31 protein-coding genes and 1 pseudogene are annotated in these 25,335 nt (G+C 53.5%); 30 read left to right on the top strand and 2 right to left on the bottom strand.

All coding sequences use genetic code 11. The features are described from left to right. Positions 1 to 180 precede the first annotated feature (180 nt). Positions 181 to 1,044: pseudogene (locus tag F591_RS27665) on the top strand (protein prkA); the annotation flags it as partial. Positions 1,045 to 1,056: 12 nt separating this feature from the next. Here the strand turns inward: F591_RS27665 and F591_RS0108805 are convergent. Beyond that, positions 1,057 to 2,694, bottom strand: coding sequence for a recombinase family protein (locus F591_RS0108805; RefSeq protein WP_019534229.1), 1,638 nt, complete (start codon positions 2,692 to 2,694; stop codon positions 1,057 to 1,059). A 390-nt stretch (positions 2,695 to 3,084) separates the two neighbouring features. Here F591_RS0108805 and F591_RS0108800 point away from each other — a divergent pair, with 390 nt between their 5' ends. The 17 genes from F591_RS0108800 (at position 3,085) to F591_RS0108720 (ending at position 14,766) form a co-directional block, all read left to right on the top strand. After that, complete coding sequence (locus F591_RS0108800) at positions 3,085 to 3,306, top strand: hypothetical protein (protein WP_019534228.1); 222 nt, start codon at positions 3,085 to 3,087, stop codon at positions 3,304 to 3,306. Between the two features lie 502 nt (positions 3,307 to 3,808). Further along, the gene (locus F591_RS30180; protein ID WP_019534226.1) at positions 3,809 to 4,186 is read left to right on the top strand and encodes an HNH endonuclease; all 378 of its coding nucleotides are present in this window, start codon (positions 3,809 to 3,811) and stop codon (positions 4,184 to 4,186) included. 164 nt (positions 4,187 to 4,350) lie between these two features. Next, on the top strand, positions 4,351 to 5,649 hold the full coding sequence (locus F591_RS0108790; RefSeq protein ID WP_019534225.1) for a DNA modification methylase: 1,299 nt from the start codon (positions 4,351 to 4,353) through the stop codon (positions 5,647 to 5,649). A gap of 10 nt (positions 5,650 to 5,659) precedes the next feature. Next, the gene (locus F591_RS0108785; RefSeq protein WP_019534224.1) at positions 5,660 to 6,166 is read left to right on the top strand and encodes a phage terminase small subunit P27 family; all 507 of its coding nucleotides are present in this window, start codon (positions 5,660 to 5,662) and stop codon (positions 6,164 to 6,166) included. Further along, positions 6,156 to 7,724, top strand: a complete 1,569-nt coding sequence (locus tag F591_RS0108780; protein WP_019534223.1) for a terminase large subunit — start codon at positions 6,156 to 6,158, stop codon at positions 7,722 to 7,724. Before F591_RS0108785 ends, F591_RS0108780 begins: the two co-directional genes overlap by 11 nt. Positions 7,725 to 7,729: 5 nt before the next feature. Next, the gene (locus F591_RS0108775) at positions 7,730 to 8,065 is read left to right on the top strand and encodes a hypothetical protein (protein ID WP_026326474.1); all 336 of its coding nucleotides are present in this window, start codon (positions 7,730 to 7,732) and stop codon (positions 8,063 to 8,065) included. A 46-nt stretch (positions 8,066 to 8,111) separates the two neighbouring features. After that, positions 8,112 to 9,440 carry a phage portal protein gene (locus F591_RS0108770; RefSeq protein WP_026326473.1) on the top strand — a complete coding sequence of 443 codons (1,329 nt, stop codon included), beginning with the start codon at positions 8,112 to 8,114 and terminating at the stop codon, positions 9,438 to 9,440. Beyond that, the gene (locus tag F591_RS0108765; protein ID WP_019534220.1) at positions 9,376 to 10,005 is read left to right on the top strand and encodes an HK97 family phage prohead protease; all 630 of its coding nucleotides are present in this window, start codon (positions 9,376 to 9,378) and stop codon (positions 10,003 to 10,005) included. Before F591_RS0108770 ends, F591_RS0108765 begins: the two co-directional genes overlap by 65 nt. A 41-nt stretch (positions 10,006 to 10,046) precedes the next feature. Next, on the top strand, positions 10,047 to 11,240 hold the full coding sequence (locus F591_RS0108760) for a phage major capsid protein (protein ID WP_019534219.1): 1,194 nt from the start codon (positions 10,047 to 10,049) through the stop codon (positions 11,238 to 11,240). 41 nt (positions 11,241 to 11,281) lie between these two features. After that, positions 11,282 to 11,485, top strand: a complete 204-nt coding sequence (locus F591_RS0108755) for a hypothetical protein (protein ID WP_040741346.1) — start codon at positions 11,282 to 11,284, stop codon at positions 11,483 to 11,485. Beyond that, complete coding sequence (locus F591_RS0108750) at positions 11,469 to 11,753, top strand: head-tail connector protein (protein ID WP_019534217.1); 285 nt, start codon at positions 11,469 to 11,471, stop codon at positions 11,751 to 11,753. Before F591_RS0108755 ends, F591_RS0108750 begins: the two co-directional genes overlap by 17 nt. A 4-nt stretch (positions 11,754 to 11,757) precedes the next feature. After that, positions 11,758 to 12,924 carry an SGNH/GDSL hydrolase family protein gene (locus F591_RS0108745; RefSeq protein ID WP_019534216.1) on the top strand — a complete coding sequence of 389 codons (1,167 nt, stop codon included), beginning with the start codon at positions 11,758 to 11,760 and terminating at the stop codon, positions 12,922 to 12,924. An 8-nt stretch (positions 12,925 to 12,932) separates the two neighbouring features. Beyond that, the gene (locus F591_RS0108740) at positions 12,933 to 13,268 is read left to right on the top strand and encodes a phage head closure protein (RefSeq protein WP_019534215.1); all 336 of its coding nucleotides are present in this window, start codon (positions 12,933 to 12,935) and stop codon (positions 13,266 to 13,268) included. A gap of 2 nt (positions 13,269 to 13,270) precedes the next feature. Then, positions 13,271 to 13,477 (top strand): hypothetical protein, encoded by a 207-nt coding sequence (locus F591_RS0108735; protein WP_019534214.1) that lies wholly within the window; start codon positions 13,271 to 13,273, stop codon positions 13,475 to 13,477. A 28-nt stretch (positions 13,478 to 13,505) separates the two neighbouring features. Then, positions 13,506 to 13,931, top strand: a complete 426-nt coding sequence (locus tag F591_RS0108730; RefSeq protein ID WP_019534213.1) for an HK97 gp10 family phage protein — start codon at positions 13,506 to 13,508, stop codon at positions 13,929 to 13,931. Between the two features lie 2 nt (positions 13,932 to 13,933). Beyond that, positions 13,934 to 14,347, top strand: coding sequence for a DUF3168 domain-containing protein (locus tag F591_RS0108725; protein ID WP_019534212.1), 414 nt, complete (start codon positions 13,934 to 13,936; stop codon positions 14,345 to 14,347). After that, positions 14,344 to 14,766, top strand: a complete 423-nt coding sequence (locus F591_RS0108720) for a phage tail tube protein (protein WP_019534211.1) — start codon at positions 14,344 to 14,346, stop codon at positions 14,764 to 14,766. The genes F591_RS0108725 and F591_RS0108720 overlap by 4 nt, the downstream gene beginning before the upstream one ends. 39 nt (positions 14,767 to 14,805) lie before the next feature. On the opposite strand, the gene F591_RS0108715 is transcribed toward F591_RS0108720, so the two are convergent. Continuing rightward, entirely contained in the window at positions 14,806 to 15,018 is a 213-nt protein-coding gene (locus F591_RS0108715; protein WP_245581004.1) for a hypothetical protein, read from the bottom strand. A gap of 69 nt (positions 15,019 to 15,087) precedes the next feature. Between F591_RS0108715 and F591_RS0108710 the strand changes: the two genes are divergently transcribed. The 12 genes from F591_RS0108710 (at position 15,088) to F591_RS0108655 (ending at position 24,924) form a co-directional block, all read left to right on the top strand. Then, on the top strand, positions 15,088 to 15,477 hold the full coding sequence (locus F591_RS0108710; protein WP_019534209.1) for a hypothetical protein: 390 nt from the start codon (positions 15,088 to 15,090) through the stop codon (positions 15,475 to 15,477). Positions 15,478 to 15,497: 20 nt separating this feature from the next. Continuing rightward, a complete protein-coding gene (locus tag F591_RS30175; RefSeq protein ID WP_019534208.1) occupies positions 15,498 to 15,806 on the top strand; it encodes a hypothetical protein in 309 nt (102 codons plus the stop codon). Continuing rightward, on the top strand, positions 15,766 to 16,494 hold the full coding sequence (locus F591_RS29505) for a hypothetical protein (RefSeq protein ID WP_156829493.1): 729 nt from the start codon (positions 15,766 to 15,768) through the stop codon (positions 16,492 to 16,494). Before F591_RS30175 ends, F591_RS29505 begins: the two co-directional genes overlap by 41 nt. 175 nt (positions 16,495 to 16,669) lie before the next feature. Next, positions 16,670 to 17,401, top strand: coding sequence for a GIY-YIG nuclease family protein (locus F591_RS29500; RefSeq protein WP_019534207.1), 732 nt, complete (start codon positions 16,670 to 16,672; stop codon positions 17,399 to 17,401). 280 nt (positions 17,402 to 17,681) lie between these two features. Then, positions 17,682 to 19,904, top strand: coding sequence for a hypothetical protein (locus tag F591_RS0108690; RefSeq protein ID WP_020700410.1), 2,223 nt, complete (start codon positions 17,682 to 17,684; stop codon positions 19,902 to 19,904). Positions 19,905 to 19,916: 12 nt separating this feature from the next. Continuing rightward, complete coding sequence (locus F591_RS0108685) at positions 19,917 to 20,261, top strand: DUF6711 family protein (RefSeq protein ID WP_019534206.1); 345 nt, start codon at positions 19,917 to 19,919, stop codon at positions 20,259 to 20,261. A 12-nt stretch (positions 20,262 to 20,273) separates the two neighbouring features. After that, entirely contained in the window at positions 20,274 to 21,833 is a 1,560-nt protein-coding gene (locus F591_RS0108680) for a hypothetical protein (RefSeq protein ID WP_019534205.1), read from the top strand. Beyond that, positions 21,833 to 22,246, top strand: a complete 414-nt coding sequence (locus F591_RS0108675) for a hypothetical protein (RefSeq protein WP_019534204.1) — start codon at positions 21,833 to 21,835, stop codon at positions 22,244 to 22,246. The genes F591_RS0108680 and F591_RS0108675 overlap by 1 nt, the downstream gene beginning before the upstream one ends. Before the next feature lie 146 nt (positions 22,247 to 22,392). Next, positions 22,393 to 23,292: a hypothetical protein gene (locus F591_RS0108670; protein WP_211217567.1), complete on the top strand. Its 900-nt coding sequence runs from the start codon at positions 22,393 to 22,395 to the stop codon at positions 23,290 to 23,292. A gap of 13 nt (positions 23,293 to 23,305) precedes the next feature. Continuing rightward, positions 23,306 to 23,767, top strand: coding sequence for a hypothetical protein (locus F591_RS0108665; RefSeq protein WP_019534202.1), 462 nt, complete (start codon positions 23,306 to 23,308; stop codon positions 23,765 to 23,767). A 60-nt stretch (positions 23,768 to 23,827) separates the two neighbouring features. Continuing rightward, entirely contained in the window at positions 23,828 to 24,232 is a 405-nt protein-coding gene (locus F591_RS0108660) for a phage holin family protein (RefSeq protein WP_019534201.1), read from the top strand. Next, positions 24,229 to 24,924, top strand: coding sequence for an N-acetylmuramoyl-L-alanine amidase (locus F591_RS0108655; RefSeq protein ID WP_019534200.1), 696 nt, complete (start codon positions 24,229 to 24,231; stop codon positions 24,922 to 24,924). Before F591_RS0108660 ends, F591_RS0108655 begins: the two co-directional genes overlap by 4 nt. The last annotated feature ends 411 nt before the right edge of the window (positions 24,925 to 25,335 follow it).

Genomic DNA, 25,335 nt, shown 5'->3' with positions numbered 1-25,335 from the left:
GCAGCATCGGAGGCGGGCGGGCTTCGTTTCCGATATAGAAGGCTCGCGGGTGAACAGAGGTTCATCGGTTCTATATCGCAGGAGAATGGCGGCGGGCGCGGCGGCGCGCTTGTACCCGGAAGGCTCCCGGGGATCGGAAGCTTTTCCTTTGACAAAGCCTTGAGGAGGTTGACCCAACCCATGGATATTTTCAAAAAAATCGCCGAACACCGAACAGAAACCGAAAGATTGGCCTGGACCGGAACGTTCGCCGACTATATTCGCAAGATTCGCGAAAATCCGCGGCTGGCGATGACCGCGCATGCCAGGGTGTACGAAATGATCGCCTCCCAAGGCATCACGGAGGAGAACGGGCGGAGAAAATATCATTTTTTCGACAAGGAAATTTTCGGGCTCGATCGCGCCATCGAGAAGCTGGTCGAGGAATACTTTCATTCGGCGGCGCGGCGGCTGGACGTTCGCAAGCGGATTTTGCTGCTGATGGGGCCGGTGAGCGGCGGCAAATCGACGATCGTGACGATGCTGAAGCGGGGCTTGGAGCAGTTCTCGCGCACGGACGAAGGGGCGGTCTACGCGATCAAGGGCTGCCCGATGCACGAGGAGCCGCTTCATCTGATTCCAAACGAGCTCCGTCCGGAGGTGGAGCAGGAGCTCGGCGTCAAGATCGAGGGGAATCTGTGCCCTTCATGCCAGCAGCGGCTGCGGGACCAGTATAACGGCCGCATCGAAGAAGTGCTTGTGGAGCGCGTGCTCATTTCGGAGGAAAACCGGATCGGCATCGGCACCTTCAGCCCGTCCGACCCGAAGTCGCAGGATATTGCCGACTTGACGGGCAGCATCGATTTTTCCACGATCACCGAATACGGCTCTGAATCGGACCCGCGGGCGTACCGGTTCGACGGCGAGCTGAACAAGGCCAACCGCGGCCTCATGGAATTCCAGGAGATGCTCAAGTGCGACGAGAAATTTTTGTGGAATTTGCTTTCGCTGACCCAGGAAGGCAATTTCAAAGCGGGCAGATTCGCGCTCATCTCCGCAGACGAATAGGTTATGTCTTCATAATACCAAAAATCCCGAGCGAGTCAAGTCTTTTTTTAGAACTGGATAAAGCACGTATTTCGCCGGGATTCTGCCGCGTCCACGCTCGATCAGTTCGACGTGTATGTGGTCAAATACCGCGCGCAAAATCCTGTTTCGGTCGCTTTTGTCATCGGCTGCATTGTAGGCATCTAGGATGCTCGTTAAGTTCTTCTTGACTGCTTGGGTGTCGATCTCCGCCTTTTGCTCCTCGTTCGCAGCCGTTTCCGCCCGCGCTTTCATTTCCTCTAGTTGTTTCAGCTCCACATCGATCTCTGTCTTTCTCTCTATAAACATTTCGTCGGTATAAATCCCCGTTTCGTATTTCTCGTAAATAAACCGCATTCTGGCCTTCAATTCGCGTTCCCGTTGGTCAATGTATTCCGTCATATCATCGTGGCTCTGCGGGGCCTTCTCGGCCGCCAGAATGGCCGATATTTGTTCTTCCAAGCGGTCGGCGTCCAGATCGCGAAAGTGGCGGAGCAATTCCAGCAAGTCTTCCTCGATGGACCGGTATTTTACAAATGTGCACCCGGCCGTCGTGCACCATAAAAATTCCTTGTGATAGACGTTGACCTCGCCGTTTTGTTTGCGATAGTGCTGTACGCTGTACTGTCTCACCATGCGGCGACCGCAGCGCATACAGATGCAAAGTCCGGCCAACTCGCACGGCGAAAAATCCATGCGCGTGCGCGGCTTATGTGCAGAATCTGCCACCTTAGCCTGCGCCCGCTCCCACGTTTCGCGGTCGATGATCGCTGGCACGGCATCCGGCACAATGATATGCTCCTCTTCCGGGCGCGGCACTTGTTTTCCGCCGACACGCTTTGTAGTGCGGAAGCGCATCGTTCCGATATAGCGTTCGTTGGTGATAAGTTGCCGCAATTGAATAGGTCGCCATTCCCGATACCCGCGGGGCGTGCGGATCGGCGTGTAGCGTTTCAGGTAGGTGGCCAGGGCGCGGAAACTGACATCACGCTTTTTCCCGTTTTTATCTGGTACGCCGTTTACGTAGTAATCGAATATCTGCCGAACGACAGCGGCTTCATCTTCGTTAATTTCGAGCTTCTTGGTCGTTTTGTTGTACACGAATCCGAACGGAGCTGCGCCAGCTACCCAGCGGCCTTCCATCGCATTGTTCACGCGGCCGCCAAAGAGGCGCTCTCGCGTCGTTTCAAATTCTTCGCGGCTCATGAAAAGCTCAAACCGAATTTGCCGCAGGTCAGCCGAATTCGCCGGGTCGTACAGTTTGTAGGGTGTGATCACGAAAATGCGCTTTTCGACGAGCAGATCATAGATGATGCCCATATCGGTATATGATCCACGGCCCATGCGGGAGATTTCTTTGACGGCGATCGCTTGGTATTTTCCGGCCTGCAATTCCTGAAGCACAGACTGGAAAACAGGGCGTGTCGCAATTTTGTCACCGCTGCCAACCTCAAGCCGTTGCTCAAAAGGGATGCCGAGCGGATCAAGAAACCTATCCATGAGCTCTTTTTGCGCCCGCAGCACGTCCTCGCCGGTTTTCCGTTCGTGCTCCTCGTCAGCGCGGGACTTGCGCAAGTAATTGATGATGCTCTCAATGCCGAGGGATGAGAGATAATCCGCTTTAAGCATGTATATCCTCCTTTGGTTTTTGACTAGATTATACTCCAAACCAAAAACGCAGGCAAAGAAAAATCATCGACGAATTATAGATAAAACGCATAAGATATGATTATTTTTATGCGTTATGATTATATCATCAGCAGAAGCGTCCGAAAGGGCGCTTTTTGTATTTACTCCGCACCTCCCCAAATGCAGCTTTAGCACCCGCGTGACCGGGGCAAAGGTCAAAAGCGTGCTGCAACCTCCTTTCCCGTTGATCCCAGGCGGTAAGGTGCGGATCGGGAACGCCAGCGGCCAGCGTCAATAATGGCCGCATCTATATCATGCGTGGTGGCGGAATATGCGCCAGAGCATAATACTAGCGCTTCACTACCACTTCGAAGAGGTGACGAACGAGCGATGAAGCCGAAGAACGTCGTACAGCTACCGAAGCCGGTCCGTTACGAAGTGCTGGCGTTCGTCTGTTACCCATGTGACACATACTTCTTCGTCCAGCGAGGCGTGAAGCCGATGCGGATCGTCTGCCCGGAATGCGGCGGCAGGAACAAGGATAACGAGCGCCCGGAATTGTTTGGTGTTGCCGATGCGGAGATACTTCTTCGCCCTCGAACTGTCCGCTAAATAGAGTACACTTTTTCGGGTGTCCGCTAATTAGAGTACACCTAAGCGTAAAAAGCCTTATGTATCAAGGAATTTCGGCAAAGCGTCCTCGTTTTAGAGTACAGTTGCAGGTGTCCTCTAAATAGAGTACAGACTGTCCTCTAAATAGAGTACACTACTGTCCGCTAATTAGAGTACAGTTGAAATTTTTCCTTCATTAGAGCGCGATGCCTAAAGAAAACTATAAAGAAAACTATAAAGAAATATATACCTGTGAACATCTCACATTTGTGCATCAAAATCATTCTCGCTCCCCAGGGTCGCGAGGGTGGTTTTTTATTTTATAAAACTGGAGGGATTGAAGTGAAAAAGAAAATCTATCGGTTCTTGCAACGCACAACAGGCATTCACCGCGTACATCACATTCATTGGTCATACGGTTGGAATCTGCCATTCGTAAACATGGACCTGCCGGCAGCGTTAAGCTGGGCGGAACGACACAATGACCGGTTGAGGTTGGACCATGCCAAGTAAACCAATGCGCCCATGCAACAAACCAGGCTGCCGAAACCTTACAGCCGAGCGGTATTGCGCCGAGCATGTGTACTTAGCTGAACAGCAGCGCAAGGAACGACATAAGCGATATGACGAGCAGCAGAGGGATAAGCAGGCAGCTGCGTTTTACAAGTCGCTGCCATGGCGTCGAGTACGAGAGCAAGCGCTGATGCGTGATGCAGGACTATGTCAGGCGTGCCTGTTTGAGCAGAGGATTACACCAGCGGACATGGTACACCATAAAGTACCAGTTAAAGTTAATTGGGACTTGAGACTTCGGTTAGACAACCTAGTTTCGTTATGTGATAGATGTCATGCGAAGATTGATCATAGCAAGTTGGGGTGAGTGCAAGTTAAGGATATTTGTCATCGAAGGTACTGGGCTCACGTCATTTAAAACCCGAGGGGGAGGGTAAAATGTTTGAAAGGCCGCGCGGAAGGCCGCGCCCCCACCCACACGCAAATTTTTTTCGATTTTTGAAACGATTTTTGGGGCGGTGATGGGCAACTATGAAGGTGCAGAACATTTCGATCGATAACATCAAACCGTATGAGCGCAATCCGAGGATAAATGATGCGGCAGTTGATAAGGTTGCAAACAGCATCAAGGAGTTTGGCTTCAAACAGCCGATCGTTGTTGACGCGCATGGCGTTATCATTGCAGGACACACGCGTTGGAAGGCAGCCAGAAAGTTAGGTTTGACCGAGGTGCCGGTTGTATACGCGACAGACCTGACACCTGAGCAAGTGAAAGCTTACCGTTTGGCGGATAACAAGACTGCGGAGTTTGCGGAATGGAATGCTGATCTGCTCGGGCAAGAGCTTGAGGACCTCTATAATGCCGACTTCGACATGCAGCCCTTCGGTTTTGAACCTCCGAAACCGGAGCCGGAGGAGGATGACTTCGATGTCGACGAAGCTTTGCCTGAGGTCGCAGAAACAAAGCCCGGAAACATCTATCAGCTTGGTCAGCATCGACTCATGTGCGGCGACGCAACGCTCGAAAAAGATATGAGTGTGCTGATGGATGGTAGTCAGGCGGATATGGTGTTCACGGACCCGCCATACAATGTAAACTACGTAGGTAAGACGAAGGACGAGCTGAAAATCAAAAATGACAAAATGGCTGATGAGAAATTTTACGCCTTTTTATATGACGCATTCACATCAATGTTTCAGGTAGCGAAGCCGGGAGCTGCGATTTATGTTTGCCATGCCGATAGCGAGGGTCTGAACTTTCGGAAAGCTTTGAAAGATTCCGGATGGCTTCTGAAACAGACGATCATATGGGTGAAGAATACTATCGTCATGGGGCGGCAAGACCATCACTGGCAGCATGAGCCGATTCTTTATGGTTGGAAACCAGGTGCGAAGCATGCGTGGTATGGCGGGAGAAAACAATCAACAATCATACAAAGTGAAGACGGTGTGTTCGTGAACAAGGTGGACGGCAATTTCCAGATTACCTTCAATAACGGGACGAAGAAGGTTGTTTTGAAGGTCCCAGAATATACCGTACTTGAAGCGTTGTCAGACGAGATAACTACGACTTGGCGGATTGAAAAACCAATACGGAACGGCGAACATCCTACGATGAAACCGATCAAGCTATGTGCGCGGGCGATCAGTAACTCTTCGCGCGAAGGAGATATCGTCCTAGATCCATTCGGCGGTAGCGGTTCGACGCTGATCGCCGCCGAGCAGCTGGGGCGCAAATGCTTTGCGATGGAGCTGGACGAGCGGTATTGCGATGTTATCGTGAAAAGGTGGGAACAGTTCACGGGACAAAAAGCAGTCAAACTGATTTGAGGTGGTGAAGATGGCTGGTCGGAAGGCATATCCTGTAGAGCTGATGGTTTTGACAAATGACAATAATCGCCTGACAAAAAAGGATATCGAAAGCAGAAGGAAGAATGAGCCGAATATCGACTCGGCAAAGTTGCGATGTCCCGCTCATCTCAGTCCAGAAGCCAAGAAGGAGTGGCGCAGGATTGTAAAGCTCTATCGCGAACTGGACAAACCGATTGTAACCGATCTGGACGTCAACGCACTTGAGATATACTGCGAAGCGCTGGTAACATACAGAAAGGCAATGGAGAAGGTTAGAGAGACTTCGGAAGTGTATGTGAGCAGAAGTGATAACCGCGTAAGAAAGAATCCATGGTTGACTGTCGCCAATGAAGCCGCGGTGCAGATGAAAAAATATGGGGAGGTGCTTTTACTCGATCCGGTTTCCCGCGCTCGAGCAGGCATGGTGAAATCTGATAACGAGAAGAAATCCCCGATGGCGCAGTTCCTGAACAGGCGTGGTGCTCATGGCTCATGACAAGCAGCGCGCGCTCGAAGTTATCGAATTCGTGCAGATGCTCCATGCTGTCGACGATTTTTACGGTCAGCCGTTCGTGCTGCTCGATTGGCAGCATGAGATCCTCTGGGATGTCTATGGCACAGTAAAGGACGATGGGTACCGACAATATAGATATGCATACCTCGAAATCCCAAAGAAAAACGGGAAAACGTCCCTGATCGCTGCCATTGCACTCTATCACCTGGTATGTGATGGTCCCGGCGGGCAAATTTACTGTTGTGCGGCCGACCGTGGACAGGCCGAGCTTGTTTATAAGGCTGCGATCGGAATGATCGAGCAAGAGCCGGAATTCGATGGCGTACTGAAAGTGCTGGATAGTCGCAAGGAGATTAAAAACAAGCTGACTGGCACGACACTGAAAGTCCTGTCGGCTGAAGCATACACCAAGCACGGCATTAACCCGACGGTCGTCATCTTCGACGAGCTGCACGCGCAGCCAAACCGCGACCTGTGGGATGTGATGACATTCGGCGCCGGAGCTGCCCGGAAAGAGCCGATTTGGTGGGTTATTACGACGGCTGGCGACGACCCAGACCGGAAGTCTATCGGCTGGGAAATACACGAGCAGGCAACTAAGATCGCCGCCGGGGAACTTGACGATCCATACTGGTACGTCAAAATATACAGCGCTCCCGAGGATGCAGATATTTTCGATGAAAAAACGTGGTACCAGGCCAACCCAAGTCTGGGACATACGATCAGCATAGAGAGTGTTAGACAAGAGGCGCTTGCAGCCCGCAATAGCGAAGCTGCAGAGCGTCTTTTTCGTTGGCTTCGTCTTAACCAGTGGGTGTCGCTCAAGCGTACCGGTTGGATGCCGCTGACGCTGTGGGACCAAACGAAAGGCGAATGGTCGCTGTCGGAGTTGGTAGGCAAGCGTTGCTATGTCGGGTTGGATTTGTCCAGCACGATCGATCTCACCGGGGCGGTTTACTTGTTCCCGCCGCAGGAAGGTATCCCGGATTGGCGGTTCATCCACGACGCATGGATTCCGGAGGAAAACATGCGTGAGCGTGTACTTCGGGACAAAGTGCCGTATGATCGCTGGGTTAATGCGAAATATCTTCACGCCACACCAGGGAACGTCGTCGATTACGACTTTGTCGAGGCACGCCTGGTCGCTGCGAGCAAGCAATATGACCTGCACACCGTCGGCGCTGACCCGTGGAATAGCCGAATGCTCACGCAACGGCTTATCAGGCAGGGCGTTGATACGGTGGAGATCCCGCAGAACATGGCGAGCATGAGCCCGGCCATGAAACTAATCGAGCAACTCATGAAGCGTGGACTGATCACGCACGAAGAAAACCCGGTTGCCCGCTGGTGTTGGGGGAATGTCGTTGTAGCCGTGGACGGGAACGAAAACATTAAGCCGATGAAAAACAAGTCTGCGGACCGCATCGACCTTACCGTTGCGTTGATTGACGCGATGGCGACGGCGATGCTGTTTGAGGAAATCAGCTTGGATGTTTCCGAGTTTGCGAACGAGGATTTCCTGAACAAACTTTGGGGGTGACTAAGTTGACTAAACGATACACACCAAAATCGGGGGACATTGTGGCAAGTGATGGCACGGTCCATAACATCGTGGATTTGCTCGGCGGTGGCACTCCGCTGTCTGACGAAGTGAGTGCCCGAAAATACACACCGCAAACCGCGCTCGTTACAGGGTCGGATGGGAAGGTCTATGACTTAGTTGAGCTATTGAGGGGCATCGGCGGCGGTAAGATCGATCCTGGCGAACTGCCAGACATCGATTGGGATGATGACAATGATAGTTTTGCGGTAAGAAATACAGGTGCTTCTTCAGCGACAATGTCCGCAAACTATGCTTCATTTATCATTCAAGAGATTTAAGCCGCTATAAGCGGCTTTTTATTTTGTCTGAAAGGCGGTGAGAAAACTGGCAATCAAAGACCTTGCCCGGCGATGGCTCGGAATTGAAGAGAAACGAGAATCGTTGGAACTGAATGTGGACGATCGGCGACTTGCCGAAGTACTGGGAATTGATCTAGACGAAATTAGCGTCAAAGGAAAAGGTGCTCTTAAGATCGATACCGTATATGCCTGCGTCCGGATTCGCTCTGAGTCGGTGGCAAAACTTCCTTTTAAGGTGTACCAGGAAGACGACTACGGGGTGCGCAAGCATAGTAAACATCACGTTGCGAAACTCTTACGCCTCCGGCCGAACCCATTTATGTCGGCATACGACTTTTGGAAAGTCACGGAGACGCAGAATTGTATTTACGGCAACTCGTTTGTCAACATCGAGTTCGACCCACGTACAGGTAAGCCAGTCGCCCTCTGGCCGATCGACTACAACAAAGTCACGATCTACGTCGATGACGACACCGGATTGTCAAACATCATGCAACCGCGCTCTAGGCTGTGGTACGTGGTTGATCTCGGCTATGAGCAGCGTAAGGTGCCGGCTGATGAGATGCTGCACTTTCGCGGCGGATTGACGCTTAACGGGATTGTTGGATTGTCGCCGATTGACCAACTTCGAGCGTCGATTGAAAATCAGGGACAGGCTAACGAGTTTATCAACCGGTTTTACAAGCAAGGTTTGCAGGTTAAAGGGCTCATACAGTATGTCGGGGATTTGGATGAAAAGGCTAAACGCAACTTCCGTGAGAAATTCGAGTCGATGTCCAGTGGCCTGAACAACGCGCATCGAATTGCGCTCATGCCGATCGGGTACAAGTTTGAGCCGATTGCAATCACTCTTGAAGACGCTCAATTTATCGAAAACGCACAGCTGACTATCCGGCAGATCGCCGCGGCATTTGGCATCAAGATGCACCAGCTCAATGACTTGTCCAGAGCGACGTACAACAACACGACTGAGCAACAGAAGGAGTTTTATACCGACACACTCCAGCCAATCCTCACCGGATACGAGCAGGAGTCGACATATAAGCTGTTTCTCGACGAAGAGATCGAGGACGGCTTTTTTATTCGCGCAAACGCTGATGCTATACTTCGAGCGGACATCAAGTCTCGGTATGAGGCGTACAAGACGGCGATCCAGTCTGGATTTAAGACGCCGAATGAAGTTCGGGCGCTCGAAGAGGACCCGCCCATGGAAGGCGGCGATGTATTGATCGTCAACGGCAATATGGTGAAACTGACGGAGGTCGGCGCAGCATACCGGAAGGGAGGTGATGGAGCTGGACAAGGAGAAGAAGGTGCCGGAGAAGGAAATCCGAGCACTACCAACGACGATTGAGATTCGGGCCGCCGAAGGTGAGGACGGTAAGCGTACCATCACCGGATCGATTAAGTATGAAACAGATAGCGCGGAAATGCGTGATTGGTGGGACGACATCATCGTGGAGCAAATTGCGACAGGCGCATTTTCTGAGAGTCTGAAAGTCCGGGATGTTGTCGGTTTGTGGAGCCATGACACAAGCCAAGTACTCGGTAACACGAAATCCGGGACATTGCGAGTGTTTGACGGACAAAAAGAATTACGATTCGAGCTCGACATCCCCAACACAAGCGTCGGGAATGATGCATGGGAACTGATCCAGCGCGGAGATGTTGACGGTGTAAGCTTTGGTATGCGCGTGACCAAGGATAAGTGGTCAACAGAAGATCGAGACGACGGGAAAATATACCGCCGAACGATACTTGACGCAGAGCTTTACGAAATCAGTCCAGTCGCATTTCCGGCATACCCGGCGAACGAAGTCAGTGCTCGCGGCTTGGAGGAGTTTAAGAAGTCTGAACAACGAGCCGCCGATCAGTACGAAAAAGAAAAGCTATCTCTTGAGCTCGACCTTTACGGTTGAGCTTTTTGTTTGACAAAAATCTATTTCGAGGTGAACGAAAAGTGACCAAAGAACTGAGAGCACTGCTGTCCAAACTGGACACGGCAAAGCAAGAAGTCCGTAGCCTGCTGGCTGAGGACAAGGTACAAGAAGCGAAAGACAAGATGGAAGAAGTACGCTCTTTGCAAGCTAAAGTTGACTTGCAACGCGAACTCGAAGAAACCGAAGCCCGCGCGCTAGGTGGAACTGAACTGAACGAAAACGGGAACGTCGAAGAACGCGATATGAAGGAACTCGAAGCTGAATATCGCGGAATCTTTCTGCAGGGCATCCGCCGCCGCCCGATCACGGCAGAACAGCGCTCCATCATCGCTGAATACGAGCGCCGCGCCGTTATGAATGAAGGCAACACCAACCCGGCCATTCCGGATGGTGATGTCGGTATCGTTGTGCCGCAGGACATCCAGACGCAGATCAATACACTGATGCGCGAATGGAACGACTTGTCGCAGTACGTGACAGTTGAGAACGTCTCGACTTTATCCGGCTCCCGTGTACTGGAGACTGATGCAGACATGACGCCTTTTGCGGTCGTTGATGAGTACGGCGAGATTCAGCCGACGGACAACCCGAAATTTACGACGGTTACGTACAAGGTCAAAAAGCGTGCTGGATACTTGCCGCTCACGAACGAGCTATTGGCCGACAATGACGCAAACCTGCTCGGGTACGTCACCAACTGGATCGCACGCAAAGCAGCGCATACGCGCAACACGCAGATCATCAACTTGCTCAATACCTTGACGCCGCAAACGTTGGCTGATCTCACGGCAATCAACAAGGTGCTTAACGTCACGCTCGATCCGGCAATCAGCCGCACGTCGATCATCCTGACCAACCAAGACGGCTGGAACTGGCTCGATAACCAAGTTGACGGCAATGGTCGCCCGATCCTGCAAGATGACTTTACCCAGCCTGGACGTAAGCTGTACAAGGGTCGTCAGATTGTCGTGGTTAGCAACCGAAACCTTCCTACCGATACAGATAACGCGCTTGCGCCGCTTATCATCGGCAATCTCAAGCAGTTCATGGTGCTGTTCAACCGCCGTTTCTTCGAGCTCGCCAGCACCCGCGAGGGCGGCGACGCATGGAGACGCGACACCACGGAGCTGCGTACCATCATGCGCGATGACTATGTCAAGTGGGATGGCGCGGCTGCCGTATTCGGCCAACTCGACATTTCGGATACGCCGTAATGAGGGGCGGGGCTATCCCGCCTCTTTTTGGAGGTGATAGCGTGGCAAAAGTGATCAAAGCTTTTCGTGAGCGTTACCACGACATGAAGCGGTATAGCGTCGGCGACGATTACCCGGATGACGACAAGAAGCGCGTGACATATCTTGTGAAAACGGGGTATCTGGTCGAGCCCGAGAAACCGAAGCCCGCCGAGAAACCGAAGCGCGGTAAGAAAGGCGCTGATGCCGATGATTCTGACGCTTGAGGAAGCAAAAACCTGGTTACGCATCGACGGGGAAGACGAAGACAGTCTGATCGAGATGTTGATCGGCGCTGCGGAGACGTATCTGCATAATGCGACTGAGGTTGAGTTTGACAGCACAAATCAGCTTGCAAAACTCTTCTGCCTTGTACTTTGCGCGGACTGGTACGAAAACCGCGATCTGATCGGTCAACAGCCGTCGGATAAAGTGCGTTTTACGGTCCAGTCCATCATGGCTCAACTACAACACGCATATACGGAGGAGGAGTGATGGTATGTCGGGATCGACGGCTAAAAATTACAGGATGCGCGGCGACAAGTGGGTTATTGGCGGCGAGATTGAGCTTGTCGGCACCGGTGCGATCCTTAAAAATGGGCAGCCAATAGCTGGGGGCGGTAGCGGCCCTGTCGAGGTGCTGCGAGACGCAACGTCTGAGGTAGCCAACTTTTTGTTTTGGGGTGACGAGATCAATAGCAGTGCAAGCAATTTGGGCTTCGCAGTAGGGGATAAGCGCGGGATTCAGATCATCATTAAAAATGGAACGGACGTTCCTGTTACACACATTCGCGCCTACGGTTTTTTACGAGATGAGGCAGGCACAGAACTCCACAGGGCTCAAGCCGATTTTCCTAGCCTGGCTGCGGGCGCTGATCTCACTATCGACGCATCCAATTTTCCAGCCCTTAACGGCGCGTGGACGCACATCAGCTTGCGGACAAACACCTCCGGCCGCACTACCGGTAGCTTGCGCGTTATTTACGTCGGTGGCGCCCAGGTGGCGAATATCGGTAGTTATTGGCCGGGAAAAGAGGCAAACTTTTTAGGCGACAGCATTACACAGGGAGTCGGCGCGTCCTCGTCCGCATACCGGTACTCGTCCCGGGCGTCCACCCTACTTGGCCTGGTCGAAAATAATTACGGGATTAGCGGCAGCACAATCGCTGTTAAAGAGTCAGCCCCTGCGGATCGCAATCCGATGGTTACGCGGTATGCCAGTATGTCAGCGACCGCCGATTTAGTGGTTGTAGCCGGCGGCACGAACGACTGGTTTTACACGCATACGCCGGTTGGTACGATGGCAAGCCGCAGCAACAACGACTTTTACGGGGCGCTCCATAACCTATGTCTTGGGCTCCTCGACAAGTACACGGGTAAGCAGCTGCTCTTTTTAACGCCAATCAAGCGGAGTTACCCGCCGCTGGACGCGCCGGATGCCAAAAACGGCAACGGCCTCACCCTGCAGGATTATGTCGATATCATCAAAGAGGTTTGCGGATTTTACGGCATACCGACGCTGGACAATTATAGGGAGCTTGCTATCTGTCCTGCGATCCCAGCGCAAAAGACGGCCCTTATCCCCGATGGAGTGCACCCAAACGATGCGGGTCACGATCTGATGGCTAGGCGCGTCGCCGGTTATCTGCGGCAGCTCAAAAGCTAGGTGCGCTTATGACAAACAAGCTACTCGTCAACCGCCTCAACAAGCGCGTTACAATTCTGCGTCCGCCGGGTCCGGATGATGTGGACGAGTACGGCCAGCCGCTGGATGAGCCTATACCGGTCGCAACGGTTTGGGCTGCTATCGAACCGCTTAGAGGCCGGGAGTATTTCTCGGCCATGAGTGAGCATGCCGAAGTGACGACGCGAATCCGGATCCGGTACCGTGAGGGGATCGATCGCACGATGCGAGTGAAGCATGGGGAAACGGAGTTTGAGATCCTCCATATCATTCATCCGGAGCTCGGCAAGAAGGAACTGCAGCTTATGTGTAAGGAGCGACAGTGACTATGGATATTAAGGTTTGTTTTAAGTCCGCATGGTGGTGGAAACCAGCGATAAAATCGGTCTATTTCATCGCGGTTTGCCGCATTATTCCGCTCAAAACTGCCGAACGAATGGTCAATGCTATTCTTAAGCACTCCTTCAAGTGGCGGATAGGAAAGAAGGAATGGCAGAGGGTCACCGGCTTCCAGGTGACATTGTGGCGGCAATGACATGGCACGTCATAGGGATATCAAAGGTATGCGCGAGTTGGAGCAGTCGTTTCGAGCGCTCGGACGAGTCCCGCAGACGGTCGCCACCAAGTCGGCGCGCGCCGGTGGTACAATTGCCCTGAGAGCCGCCAAGCGCAACGCTCCAGTGGATACGGGAGATCTTAAGCGCGGAATCGTCATGAAGCGGGAGCGTAGCCGGACCAAGGGCAAAGCCGTATACGAGGTGACGTTTGACCGAGCCATGAATAGCGTCTTCGTCAAAGAGAGTAAAGGCGGCAAGCGGTCATATTACCCGGCGTCGCAAGAATACGGCTATTTGACTGTCGACGGCCGTTACATCCCGGGATATCGATATCTCCGCCGTGCGGCCGACGATAACAAGAAGGCCGTTGAACGAAAAATCCTTGAAGTGACAGGGAGAGAAGTCGACAAAGCCCTGCAAAAGAGAGGTTAATCATGGATTTTGAAGCAGCATTGACTCATGAGCTGAAAACCAACATTGTCGCCCTCGAAAACCGCGTATATCCGCTGACAGCGCCTGAGGCGACCGCCGGGCAGGGAGTGCCATATTTGATCTATGCCAGCAGCGAGGGGCTGCGGGATAAGGCGCTGGACGGGTACATGCAGAGCAAGGCCGTCCACGCTGAGGTTAATATCGTAGCCGCCCGATACGGCGACATGAAGGCGATCGCGAGACAGGTGAGCGCCTTACTTATCGGTATGGAGGGCCGGGTTATCGGCACTGACGGCCCGTTTATCGAGGAACTGACATATCGACAAGACCCTGTTGAAATCTATGAAAACCAGCCGGGGCTTTATCGCTGCATGATCGAGTTTACGGTTTATTTTAATGAGGAGGATGAGACATGACCAAAAGAGCAACAAGATCGATCGGCACAACATTTAAGCTTGGGACGACTCCTATCGGCGACTTGACTGCAATCGGGTCGCCCAACGTCGACACGGAGGAAATTGACGTTACGACGCTCGACAGCGTTGGGGCGTACCGGGAGTACATTTCCGGCTTTAAGGATGCCGGGGAGGTTACCCTGTCGGGATATTTCGTGCCGACTGATGCCGGTCAGGCGGCTGCCTATGCCGCGCTGGAGTCCGGGGAGATACAGGAGTGTGAGATCGAGTACCCGATGGGCGCATCCTGGGCTTTTGAGGGTTTCGTTAAAAATTTTACAGTTACCACCGAGCTTGAGGAGGCCATCGGCTTCGAGGTGACGATCCGTGTAACCGGCCAGCCGACGCTGACACTTCCTAGTAGCGGTGGGGGTAACTAAAAAAATGAAAGAGCCCGGAGATATATCTATCCGGGCTCTTTAGAGTCTTCTTCCTTCCGGTTTGACCCGGTACTCACCTGGCGCAAGTCTGCGTTTGCGGAAGATGATCAGGAAAATTATGGGAACTATCGTAAAGTCCAGCAAGATCGCGATGCCAAGGAAGGCGTCCGTTTTAGCGTCGGCTCCCCACATAACCAAGAAAGTAATGAAAATCAAAATTTTAGTTAAAAAGTACCATTTCACCAGCAGCACCTCCGGCAAAGGTTTTACCTCAATATTACCATACGCCGGATTAATTTACCATACGAGAGGGGACGTAACATGAATAGTAGCGACGTTGTATTTGTCCAGTTGGATCGCCCGCGCGAGCTCCGTTACGGGTACAAAGCGCTCAAAACGTTGGTCGCACTGACGGGCAAATCACTGGAGGAGATCGAGCAGGAAGGGCTCGGCAATTTCGAGCTTGTGGAAAAGCTCATTTACTGCGGCCTGCTTAAAGATGCGCGGGACAACGCCGAGACGCTCAAGCTGGAGCAGATCGAGGATTTGATCGACATGGCACCTAGCTACAAGCATGTCATTGATGCTGTCACCAAGGCTTTTCTTGCGGCTTTTGGGGCGGAGCCGGGTCAGGATCAAGCGGGAAACCAGCAGCAACCGGCGCAGCAGCCGCGGGCCAGCGAAAAAGATTCGACTTCGCCGAAAGCTTAAAGGTGGCGCTCCGCTGCGGCATGTCCGTTGCAGAGTACAACGAGATAACGCCACACGAGCTTATGCTCGCCGTCGAGGCTTACAATGATCGACGTCAGCAGGAGCGCGAGCAGATGCTCACGCAGGCCTATCTGACTGCAGCATGGCAGCGGACACGTAAGTTGCCCAAGCTTAAAAAGGTGCTGGAGGACAGCCGCCCGCGTGCTGCGGCTAAGGTGCAGACGCCGGAGCAGATGCTTGCGATCACCAAGATGATACACCGAGCGCTGACGGAGAGGAGAGGCAAAAATGGCGGTTGTACGCAACCTAATGATACGGATAGGGGCTGACTACAGCTCCGCTAAAAAATCCATGGATGGTGCGACTCGGGAGCTATCTCGGTTTCGCCGGGACACGGAGCGCACCGTTAGCGCAGTCAGCGGCAAGCGCGGGCTCGGCGGTATGCGAGACAGCTTTAAAACTGCCAGCTCCTCCGTAACCTCGGCTGTATCTGAGCTACGAGGTGCTAAAGGGCTCGGCGGCATCGTGTCCGGGTTGTCTGCGCTGCGCCCTGCGGTCGGTGCAGCTACGGCGAGTCTTGCCGGGCTCGGTACGGCTGCAGGCGGCGCCGCTGCCGCTCTCGGCCCGATGGGTCTAGCGATAGGCGTCGTCACCGCAGCACTTGGCGCAATGGTCGGTGCGATTGGAGTGGCTGCTCAGGAGGCTGTAAAGTTTGAGGCGACCATAGGGCGCCTCAACATGCAGCTTAAAGGCGGATCGCGGGATTTTATGGACTGGGCCAGGGCTCAGGGCCTCGCCAAAACAGAGGCTGCAGAGATGGGGGCGACGTACAGCGTCCTGCTGTCATCCTTTATCAAGGACACTAAAACCTTGCAGCAAGAGGTGCAGCAGCTCACGCAAGCAACCCGTGTCGTGGCGTCGGCGACGGGCCGATCCATAGAGGATACGTTGGAGCGCATGCGCTCCGGTCTGCTTGGTAATACAGAGGCGATAAACATTTCTGTCGCCGCAGCGTAGAAATACGTTGCAAGAAATCGGGGAAAATCGGTAGAGGCTAAATCAGGGGATTTATGGTATAATGCGGGTAAGGGATAGGTTCGGATTAGCTACCCGAACTGAAAGGCGTCCAGCCTAAGACGCTTTCCCTTGCAATTCATAATAGGCAAATTACACGATAGGCGGTGTATTTGTTATGCCCAAAATCACGATTTACAAAATCGAATGTTTGGCTAATGGAAAGGTTTATATCGGCCAAACTAAAAATAGGCGTAAGCGATGGGATGAGCATAAGTACGAATTGCGTCGAGGGATACACCATTCCACGCACTTACAACGAGCATGGAGAAAATTTGGAGAAGCGAACTTCAAATTCACGGTCGTCGAACAGTGTTCGCAGGAAGCCGCCGACGAAAGAGAAAGGCACTGGATAGACTTCTATGATTCCACCAATAAGATGAAGGGGTTTAATCTCGAAAACGGCGGGAATCGTCATAAGAAACTATCTGATGAGACCAGGCAGAAAATCGGACGCTTAAACAAGGTTCATTACCACAGGAAAGTGAAGTTTTTTGTCAATTCTCCCGAAGCTATCGCTAAAAGAAGTAAGTCCAACACAGGAAAACGTCGAGATTCTGACTTTAGAAGAAAAATGAGCGAAATTGCTTCGCGAAGGACAGGAGAGGCGAATTCCTTTTTCGGACGAAAACATTCTGAAGAGCATAAGAAGATGCTAAGCGATAGGTTTAAAGGGATGACAAGACGCCCTCCCAAACCTTTGACGGCAACCCACGTTGAAACTGGTGAGGTGCTTCGGTTCAGCAGTAGAAAAGAGGCTGAGCAACACGGTTTCAACCGAACAGGAATTTGTGCCGTTTTGAATGGAAAGTGGAAATCATATAAAGGTTATATTTTCAACGAATCCTGACCGCACAGGATTCTTTTTATTTCCCTGACATGCTAATACCGAGGTAACCGGGAACACCACCCGGCACCGTAACGCGTAGCAGGTGAGCGCTAAGGGAGCAATAATCCTGCCAAGAGTCTCCGACCCCTAACGTAAAGTCGAGGGTGAAAATGTACGCTGAACCGGGCTGGAATCGACCAGCAGTAGCCTAATGACGATGGGGGAAACCCCCGGAAGCAGAAGATAAAAAGCTTCTGCGATAACATAATGAGAAGACCTCGGAATCTTCGTAAATGTCTCGATGATCGAGTCGACCAATGCCTTTAAAAAGTTTGCGAACGGCAAGTCTTGGGATCAGCTCAATTTCCAAGTGCAGCAGCAGATCAGGCTTGCGGCCATACTGGAGCAGGCGTATGCACGCTACGGCAATCAGCTCCAGCAAAACGTCATGACTCGTCAAGGCAATCTTATCGGCCAGCTTAAGGACATCAAGCTTAACCTATCCCAAGCGTTTCTGCCGATCTGGGATGCCGTCCTACCGGCGCTGACCCGGATGGCTGAGGGAGTGGCGTACCTTACCGAGCAACTCGCCCGTTTTGCGTATTGGCTCCGCGGTTGGGATTATGACGAAATGACCAAAGGCACGGACAAACAGACTGATGCCGTCAACGATCAAAGTAAATCTTACGACGATTTGGCTAAATCGGCTGCTAAAGCTCGCAATCAGCTCGCAGCGTTTGACGAGATTAACCAGATCGGCGACTACGGTAGCGGCGGAGGTTCGGGCGGCAGCGGAGGCTCCGGTGGGCTAGGCGGGTCCGGTGGTGGCAGCGGAGGCTCCGGCCGTGACGGTTTTGAGGTGCCCAAGTTACCAGAGCTGCCCAGGCTAAGGCTCGAGTTCGATCCGCCAGTGCCGCCGGATGCAGGCATCGGTGCGGTGGCTACGGCTGTTGTGTCAACCGTAACGGAGATGACAGCTAAAGTTAAGCGGATGTGGGATAGCATGTGGCAAGGGGTTGTCACGCAGACAGCAGCTTTTAGGTCGGCAATCACTCCAGAGTGGCAAGCAATCCAACAAATTATCCAGCAGACTGAGGTGCCTTTGGCGTCTGTCCGCGCGCTGTGGTCTGAGTCCTTGGCGGGTATGCAATCCACTTTGAGAGGCTACGTGTCTGCCATGGTACCGGACTGGTCATCGCTACAAAAAGCGATCCAGCAGCTAGCTAACCCTCTCGCCAACCTGCGGGCAAATTGGCAATTTACACTGGATTACATGCTGTCTCAACTTAACGCCTACCGACCGCAGATTGAGCTCGGCTGGTGGTCGATGCAGACTGTCGTACAGCAGACTGAGGTGCCGCTAGGCATTGTGCGTAACGCTTGGCAGATGACGTTGGACTATATGCGGTCGCAGCTCAACCTACACCGGCCAACCATTGAGGCGGACTGGCGGTCGATGCAGACTGTCGTACAGCAGACCGAGGTGCCGTTATCAAACATTCGCACGGCTTGGCAGATGACGCTACTGTACATGCAGACACAGCTTAACGCCTTCCGACCGTACCTTGAGTACGGGTGGCAGTTGATCCAAAACATTATCCAGCAAACCGCCACGCCGCTAGCGAGCATCAGGACGCTATGGCACGATACGCTCAATGACATGCAGTCTAAGCTCAACGCTTACAGGCCATATCTGGAGGCAGGCTGGGGTATGATCGGTATGGCTGTCCTAGGTGTAGCTCCAGCACTTGCGACAATAAAGTCGGCTTGGGCCGATGCTCTGGAGGGCATGTTGTCCAAAGTCCAGCAGACCGCCCGGTCGATCATTCGTGAGATCAACGAGATCATCAGCGCCTGGGCGTCTCTGCAATCAGAACTGTCCGGCTCCCGGTCTAGGTCGAGAGCTAACACCTACGACTACGTCAGCGCTCCAGTGACGGCACCGGCGCCAGCACCGGAGCCGTCGTTCCGGCAGCGGGTTAATGACACGCTTGACACGCCGGCTGTCGATGCCTTAAAGGGGCTTTTCGAGGGGTATGTGGCTGCGGCGCAGTGGATATCCGAAAACATCTCGGAGCCGCTCAAACCTATCTCGGAGCAAGTCCTGATCCCCGGCGCGGGAGCAGCCAATGCAGGCCGACTCGGCGTTGCAGGTGCGAGCAAGGCAGCCAGCGCTATATCTAAGTGGCTTGACGACTTGATTAACTCCGTCAAAGGCCTAGGCGCTGTGCCGCAGATGGCTAAAGGCGGCATTGTGTCCAGCCCAACGCTCGCAATGATCGGCGAAGCAGGGACGGAGGCCGTTGTGCCGCTGGAGGATACGTCTTTTGTGGATGCGATCGGCAGCGCGGTCGGGACTGCCGTCGTCACAGCGATGCAGATGGCCGGCGCAGGCAACCAGGCAGCCGGCACCGGCGGGGACATCGTCGTCAACCTGGACGGGGCGACTCTGGCTAGGGTCCTGCTGCCGTACACGCAGCGGGAGCAGCAGCGCCAGGGGCCGACCGTTATACGAGAGGTTTAAGGAGGGTCGGACATGCTTAAAATCAACGGGTCGCAGATGCCGACACCATCGGAGTACAAATGGGGCGAGATGGACCTATCCAAAGCCGAGCGTAATGCCCGCGGCACGCTTATCAAGGAGATAATTGCCACAAAGCGCAAGCTTGAGATGGCGTGGAAATATCTCCCCAACGATGAGCTACAGCGGCTGCTCCAAGCCTTGTCCAATAATTTTTTCGACGTCGAGTTTATCGACCCTCACGACAACCGAACGCGCACCGGTACTTTTTACGCTGGTGACCGATCCGTCGGGGCTCTCGATTACATTAATGGCGTGCCCCGCTGGGTCGACATCAAGTGCAACATTATCGAGCGATAGGAGGCGAGGCAGATGATCCAAACCAGTCCAGCATTTAAGGCAGCAGTGTATGCACCGTCGCGGCGGACATCTGGCCGCGTCACCTTTGATATCAGCGACGTTACAGCGGCCGACGATGCCAGCGTGACCGTTACCAGCGAGGCCGAGATCAGTCGCAAGGCGCAGCTTACCAACCAGACGCGCGACCGTCCGGCTTACGCTACGTTTGAGCCCGACTATTGGCGGCTGGATGGGTCGTTTGTGCTGCCGCCCAGGACATCGGAGCCGGGATTTGAGGTCGGTTGGTATTCCAACACTTTTTCCGGCGCTGACGGGGCGTTTTCGCCGGCCCAGGTACTTGATTTTTCGTTTACGGAGCCTCACTCGTCCATCGGCCTCACACTGACTTTTGATACGCCGGCCGGCGAATACGCGACTGATTTTGACATCGTAGTGTACGACGGCAGCGGCGGCATCATTAAGACGTTTAACGTCCGCGACAACGATTTAAGTCGCTACGTCATCGACCGGGAGCAGCTGGCCGACTACCGGCGCATTACGGTCACGCTGCTGCGGTGGTGCAAGCCAAACCGGCGTGCCAAAGTGACGGAAGTCAGTTTTGGAGTGGTGAGGGAATACGGGGATGACGAGCTTATCAGCCTGAGCCTGGTCGAGCAGCTGGACACGACATCGGCCACGGTACCGTCGAGCGAGTTTAAATTCATCGTCGATAACAGCAGCCGCGAGTTTAACATCCTGAATCCAGATGGGTTTTATCGCTACCTCCAACGCCGCCAGGCTATGGTCGCTGAGCTGGCCGTTATGGTAGCGCCAAGCACTTATGAGTGGGTCAACGTCGGTACGTACTATCTGTACGAGTGGCAGAGCGACGAGGGGGCGCTAACGACGACTTTTACGGCGCGCAACCGGATCGACTTTATTCCGGCCATCGAGATTGAGAGCCTGTCCCCTCAAAGCACAAACCTGCGAGACTTGGCGCTATATGTGCTGGACCTAGCGGACATCGAAAACTATCGGCTTGACCCGGCGCTTGCGTCCATCACGACGCAGGGCATGTACCGAAAGCAGTCCTACAGGCAGCTACTCCAAAATATCGCCGTCGCCGGCCAATGCGCCATGTTTGGGAGCAGGGACGACTTTATTAATATCGTACGGCTGTCGACCGGATCGCCCGTGGATACGATCGACTTTGACAATATCTATCAGGAGCCGCAGATTAAGCTCGAAAAGCTCGTTAGTCGTGTCGAGGTAAACTACTACAGCAGCGTCGATACGGTCGCCGGCACGGTTGTCCTGACCGGCGCGGAACCGGACGGGGCAACTCTTAAGATCGAAAACACGTTGATCAACACCCAGGCTCATGCCCAGGCCGTCGCTAACTGGATCATGGCTGAGGCCAACAAGCGGGCCCTGTATGACGTCAATTGGAGGCAGAATCCGGCCTTGGAGTGCAATGATATCGTCACCATTGAGGACGCATACGGAGTCAATAAGCAAAGCCGGATCACTTATCAAGAATATGAGTACAGAGGCTATCTGGCCGGTAAAACAAAGAGCAAGGGGTCGATCTGATGGCAACATGGATTAACCCAAAAACGGATTGGGATGACGAGGATTATTATAATTTCGGCGACCTCAACCGCGTCGAAAATAACTCCGGCGTCATTGCAGAGATCCTGGCCGAGTATGCCGGGCGACCGATCACCATCACGACCGTGACTAATCGCGATATGCGCCAGATTGAGTTTTTTGACTCGCTCAATCGGATCGAGGGTAACATCAAGTACCTGGCCGATAACTTTTATGCTCCCGTCGGCTGGGAGACGCCAAAACTTAATTGGCGGTCCGGTCAGGTTTTTGACTACCGGGACGCGATCCGGCTGGAGCGAAACCTGGCGCTCCTGTACGATCTGCTCCTTAAGACAATCAACAATCTGAGGTACTGCGGCACATTCAGCGCTGGAGAGGACGGTGATATTTACTAATGCCTTACGTAAAGACAGATTGGAAAGATCGTGCCGTTGAGCGGCCGAGGACGTACAACCTGCAGCAAAACCCTGACGGCACGGTGACGCTTATCCCTGCGCCGGGGACGGTGTATGAACCGGGTACTCCGGTTAGCGCGGGGAACATGAACAAGATCGAGCAGGGGATAGCGACTGCACAAGCTACAGCAGATGCGGCTGTGCCGAAAACTGGCGGCACGATGACTGGACCGCTGTCTGTTCCATCAACGCTGACTATCCGAAAGGAAAACGATACCGGCGAAGGCGGTCAAATCCAAATGGACGGATCGAATGGGAATCCGCTTTGGATTATTGACGTTTATAACGATGAACTACGCATAATGCAGAATTGGGAAAATCGTGTACGTATCAGGCCTGACGATATGTTTTTTAAAGGGGCCCGAGTCTGGAATGCGATCAATGACGGCTCCGGTAGCGGCCTCGATGCGGATACGCTCGACGGGCTTCATTCTGTGGATTTTGTCCTTAGCCGAGGCATTTGGCAAACAAACGGACGTGACTTTGCAGCGCACGGGAAGAGAGCGTTGGTTGCCTTCAACACGGCAGACGGTAACTATTTAAGCATCAATTTTAATCGGGATTTTGCAAATGGCGTTAACGTTGGCGGCCCGTTAACTGCTGACGGAAATCGAGTCTGGGACGCCTCAATGCTGCGCGTCAACAACGGCGTGCTCGAATACAACAATGGGGGGGTGTGGACACCCGTGGGAGGGATTAAAGGTGTACAACGTGGGTATACGTCAGTAAACTTCGGCACTAATAACGCCAGCAGATATCACGACATCTCAATCAGCGCGGTCAATCCGGCTAAGGCGCAGCTAAACTTGCTAACGAGCGCATCTTACGTAGGGGTGGTCGGCAACCCAACGATTGATTTGCATAACGTGTCAATTAGATTAATTAGCGCTACAACAATTCGCGTCGAGTGGACGCTGCCAGTGAACCGCACACCTGGTGGCGATGATTTGAGACCTATATCCTGGGAAGTCATTGAATCTTACTAAGGGAGGACTAAACATGAGCTATTATTATTACGCAGAAATCCAAAGCGGACGCGTCGTATCCGTGTCGCAGCTCGTATCCATCATGGTACCGATCAACACACAAGACACGCGACTACTCGGCTGCAAATACATCGACGGCGAGTTTGTCGGCTACAAGACGATCCTGACCGTCGACAAGACGGAGATCGTAGCGGACGGAGCCGACGAGGCGACGGTGGCGATTATGATCAAGACGTGGGATGATCAGCCGTCCATGTACAGCGGTGATGTCGAGCTGGATGTCGCCGGTAAAAAGCTGACCGTGCACGCTGTTGACGGCAGCGCGACATACACCTTTACGGCGGACAAGGCTGGCACGTACACAATCCGCTGCACCGGGCCGGATTTTACGGCTTACGGAGCGGTGGCCGTGGAGGCGACGGAAGTGCCGGAAGAATCACAACCAGAAGAAACGGATACAGCATCGGAAGAATAATCAGCTCCGCAGTGTGCGTAGCTATTTTATTGCCCGAAAGGGCGGAAAGGGATTGGTGCCATGGAAAGATGGTATTTGCTTGTTAAATGGGGAGTGGCGGCCTTTTCGAGTGCTACGACATACTTTTTCGGGGGTTGGTCGGCCATTTTAAATGCGCTGCTTATTTTCGTCGTCATTGACTATTTTACCGGCATGGCGGCGGCGGGAGCGGCCGGGGAGCTGCGAAGCACTAAGGGACTAATCGGCATTGCCCGCAAGGTGTTCATTTTCGCGATGGTGGCGGCAGGGCACCTGGTGGATCGCGTGCTGGGCGACGCGCATCTGTTTCGGGATGCGATCGCGTATTTTTACATCGCCAATGAGCTATTGTCCATCATCGAAAATGGCGGCAAGCTCGGAGCGCCGATCCCGCCGATCGTGAAGCAGGCCGTTGAAGTGCTGAGAGGGAGAGGTGAGCCGAAATGAAAATCATGATCGATGCAGGACACGGCGGGAAGGACCCGGGTGCAATCGGCAACGGGCTGCGCGAAAAGGATCTGACGCTCAAGCTTGCCCTTCGGATCGGGCAACTGCTGGCCGCTCGCGGTGCGGACGTGCGGTACACCCGGACGGACGATACGTTTGTAGAGCTGAGCGACCGGGCTCGAGCCGCAAACACCGCCAAGGTCGACTATTTCCTCAGCATCCATATTAATGCCGGCGGAGGTACGGGCTTTGAGTCGTTTACGTATACTGGCACCAGCGGCGCTACGGCCGCTCTCCGGAACGTCATCCATCGCAAGGTAGCAGCGGCGTTCGTCGCCTCCGGTCTGCCTGACCGCGGCCGCAAGCAGGCCAACCTGGCGGTGCTGCGGGAGACGAACATGCCCGCGGCGCTGCTCGAATACGGCTTTATCGACACGGCCAAGGATGCCGCCCTGCTCAAAACGGAGGCATTCTTGGAGCAGATCGCCACGGCCACCGCTGACGGCGTCGCTGAGGCTTTCGGGCTGCCCGCTGCGGTTGTACCTGCCCCGGTCGATACTGTGTCCGAGTGGGCGCGTGCAGCCCGTGATTGGGCCGTGTCGGCAGGCATTACCGACGGCACCCGGCCGCGGGACGGCGTAACCCGGGAAGAGGTTTGGACGATGCTGTGGCGGATGAACGGCGGAAAATAAACAAACCCCCGCTTGGCCGTTGTGGCTGGGCGGGGATTGACAACTTATACAGGGTCGTCATCTCGTGCGACTGGTTTTGCATTTGCAACACGGCGATAATATTTACCTTTAACATGAATTCGGAATGTAGCCTAGCCAAAATCTGAGAGATTCACGTTGTGACAAGGCATTTTCGTCATAAAAAGTTGCCAATTTTTTGCAAAATAAACAGGACACTGCAAGCCTCTTGTCAAAGGTTAAACCACCACGAATAACCAACGAGAGGAAGTGTCCCTAGCAACATGGTACCACAAGCAACGAACCATGCGCCAGAACGAAAATCACGCCGCGAACGCCGAATTGAAATTCTTGCGGAGCGTCGCCGAATCAAGCAGATCATGAAGAAGTTGAGACCGGTCACATTCGACAACA

Source organism: Paenibacillus ginsengihumi DSM 21568 (assembly GCF_000380965.1).
Classification (GTDB): Bacteria; Bacillota; Bacilli; order Paenibacillales; family NBRC-103111; genus Paenibacillus_G; species Paenibacillus_G ginsengihumi.
Note: the sequence above shows the minus strand (reverse complement) of the source record. Positions and strands in the feature narration are given on the sequence as shown.

What these genes read in the sequence shown, in the direction of transcription:
- F591_RS0108665 (WP_019534202.1), top strand. Translation starts at nt 23,306, where the DNA reads ATGAGCTATTATTATTACGCAGAAATCCAAAGCGGACGCGTCGTATCC.
- F591_RS0108745 (WP_019534216.1), top strand. Translation starts at nt 11,758, where the DNA reads ATGTCGGGATCGACGGCTAAAAATTACAGGATGCGCGGCGACAAGTGG.
- F591_RS29505 (WP_156829493.1), top strand. Translation starts at nt 15,766, where the DNA reads ATGGCGGTTGTACGCAACCTAATGATACGGATAGGGGCTGACTACAGC.
- F591_RS30180 (WP_019534226.1), top strand. Translation starts at nt 3,809, where the DNA reads ATGCCAAGTAAACCAATGCGCCCATGCAACAAACCAGGCTGCCGAAAC.
- F591_RS0108765 (WP_019534220.1), top strand. Translation starts at nt 9,376, where the DNA reads ATGGAGCTGGACAAGGAGAAGAAGGTGCCGGAGAAGGAAATCCGAGCA.
- F591_RS29500 (WP_019534207.1), top strand. Translation starts at nt 16,670, where the DNA reads ATGCCCAAAATCACGATTTACAAAATCGAATGTTTGGCTAATGGAAAG.
- F591_RS0108655 (WP_019534200.1), top strand. Translation starts at nt 24,229, where the DNA reads ATGAAAATCATGATCGATGCAGGACACGGCGGGAAGGACCCGGGTGCA.
- F591_RS0108735 (WP_019534214.1), top strand. Translation starts at nt 13,271, where the DNA reads ATGGATATTAAGGTTTGTTTTAAGTCCGCATGGTGGTGGAAACCAGCG.
- F591_RS0108670 (WP_211217567.1), top strand. Translation starts at nt 22,393, where the DNA reads ATGAACAAGATCGAGCAGGGGATAGCGACTGCACAAGCTACAGCAGAT.
- F591_RS0108675 (WP_019534204.1), top strand. Translation starts at nt 21,833, where the DNA reads ATGGCAACATGGATTAACCCAAAAACGGATTGGGATGACGAGGATTAT.
- F591_RS0108780 (WP_019534223.1), top strand. Translation starts at nt 6,156, where the DNA reads ATGGCTCATGACAAGCAGCGCGCGCTCGAAGTTATCGAATTCGTGCAG.
- F591_RS0108790 (WP_019534225.1), top strand. Translation starts at nt 4,351, where the DNA reads ATGAAGGTGCAGAACATTTCGATCGATAACATCAAACCGTATGAGCGC.
- F591_RS0108730 (WP_019534213.1), top strand. Translation starts at nt 13,506, where the DNA reads ATGCGCGAGTTGGAGCAGTCGTTTCGAGCGCTCGGACGAGTCCCGCAG.
- F591_RS0108660 (WP_019534201.1), top strand. Translation starts at nt 23,828, where the DNA reads ATGGAAAGATGGTATTTGCTTGTTAAATGGGGAGTGGCGGCCTTTTCG.
- F591_RS0108690 (WP_020700410.1), top strand. Translation starts at nt 17,682, where the DNA reads ATGATCGAGTCGACCAATGCCTTTAAAAAGTTTGCGAACGGCAAGTCT.
- F591_RS0108710 (WP_019534209.1), top strand. Translation starts at nt 15,088, where the DNA reads ATGAATAGTAGCGACGTTGTATTTGTCCAGTTGGATCGCCCGCGCGAG.
- F591_RS0108785 (WP_019534224.1), top strand. Translation starts at nt 5,660, where the DNA reads ATGGCTGGTCGGAAGGCATATCCTGTAGAGCTGATGGTTTTGACAAAT.
- F591_RS0108720 (WP_019534211.1), top strand. Translation starts at nt 14,344, where the DNA reads ATGACCAAAAGAGCAACAAGATCGATCGGCACAACATTTAAGCTTGGG.
- F591_RS30175 (WP_019534208.1), top strand. Translation starts at nt 15,498, where the DNA reads ATGTCCGTTGCAGAGTACAACGAGATAACGCCACACGAGCTTATGCTC.
- F591_RS0108740 (WP_019534215.1), top strand. Translation starts at nt 12,933, where the DNA reads ATGACAAACAAGCTACTCGTCAACCGCCTCAACAAGCGCGTTACAATT.
- F591_RS0108800 (WP_019534228.1), top strand. Translation starts at nt 3,085, where the DNA reads ATGAAGCCGAAGAACGTCGTACAGCTACCGAAGCCGGTCCGTTACGAA.
- F591_RS0108685 (WP_019534206.1), top strand. Translation starts at nt 19,917, where the DNA reads ATGCTTAAAATCAACGGGTCGCAGATGCCGACACCATCGGAGTACAAA.
- F591_RS0108725 (WP_019534212.1), top strand. Translation starts at nt 13,934, where the DNA reads ATGGATTTTGAAGCAGCATTGACTCATGAGCTGAAAACCAACATTGTC.
- F591_RS0108805 (WP_019534229.1), bottom strand. Translation starts at nt 2,694, where the DNA reads ATGCTTAAAGCGGATTATCTCTCATCCCTCGGCATTGAGAGCATCATC.
- F591_RS0108680 (WP_019534205.1), top strand. Translation starts at nt 20,274, where the DNA reads ATGATCCAAACCAGTCCAGCATTTAAGGCAGCAGTGTATGCACCGTCG.
- F591_RS0108750 (WP_019534217.1), top strand. Translation starts at nt 11,469, where the DNA reads ATGATTCTGACGCTTGAGGAAGCAAAAACCTGGTTACGCATCGACGGG.